At 35.1% G+C, this 718-nt stretch carries 2 protein-coding genes and 1 pseudogene; 1 reads left to right on the top strand and 2 read right to left on the bottom strand.

All coding sequences use genetic code 11. The annotated features are described in order from the left end of the window. A partial coding sequence (locus AC1DJR_RS32375; RefSeq protein WP_477004504.1) for an ATP-binding protein occupies positions 1 to 409 on the top strand: 409 nt, incomplete at its 5' end. A 9-nt stretch (positions 410 to 418) separates the two neighbouring features. On the opposite strand, the gene AC1DJR_RS32380 is transcribed toward AC1DJR_RS32375, so the two are convergent. Next, positions 419 to 535, bottom strand: coding sequence for a DUF6254 family protein (locus tag AC1DJR_RS32380; RefSeq protein WP_000038354.1), 117 nt, complete (start codon positions 533 to 535; stop codon positions 419 to 421). Positions 536 to 640: 105 nt separating this feature from the next. Then, positions 641 to 718 (bottom strand): annotated as a pseudogene (locus tag AC1DJR_RS32385) (DinB family protein); the annotation flags it as partial.

Consider the following 718-nt stretch of genomic DNA (forward strand, 5'->3'; position numbering starts at 1 on the left):
GTCTTTGATCACACCTCTCGCCAATTTAGCAAATGTTCGTATAAATTATATAAAACAAAGTACATCTTTCTTTATCGCTGGCGAAAAGCAAAAACTGAACCAATGTTTATTAAATATTTTTAAAAATTGTATTGAGGCTATGCCTAAAGGTGGCGACCTTATTCTTACATTAGTTCCAGACCATAAACATATACAATTATATATAAAAGATACAGGAGTTGGTATGGATCAAGAACAAATAAAACGCCTTGGATCACCTTTCTACTCAACGAAAGAAAAAGGKACCGGACTCGGAATGATGGTCGTCTTCAGCGTCATTCAAGCAATGGATGGAAAGATTGATATTATAAGCGAAAAAGGTACAGGTACAACTTTCTTATTAACTTTCCCACTCATACAAAAAACGTGATGAACTTCATCACGTTTTTTCTGTTCCTTCAACTAATTCTGCAAAAGCTTTCACTTTCCCATGCGGCTTTTGATTTTCTTTCCGAGCTTTCCAGGCGCGCTCTTCTTCTCTCTTTTTCTTTGACATGTTTTTCAACTCCTTCTTTTCTTTTCTCCATGTAGTATTCCAAAATGAGAAAGAAAACTATGCATGAGTAAAAAAGAAAAGAAGCGGTTCCCCACTTCTTTCATTTTAACGCTGTAAAATTGCATGTTTCGCTTCTTTTAGCTGTGTAAGATGTCTTTGTTCGTGTAAATCTAGAAATTGAAC

The organism is Bacillus sp. 05T31, assembly GCF_056396725.1.

Excerpts from the sequence above, each read along its gene's own strand:
- AC1DJR_RS32380 (WP_000038354.1), bottom strand. The coding sequence starts at position 535 with ATGTCAAAGAAAAAGAGAGAAGAAGAGCGCGCCTGGAAAGCTCGGAAA.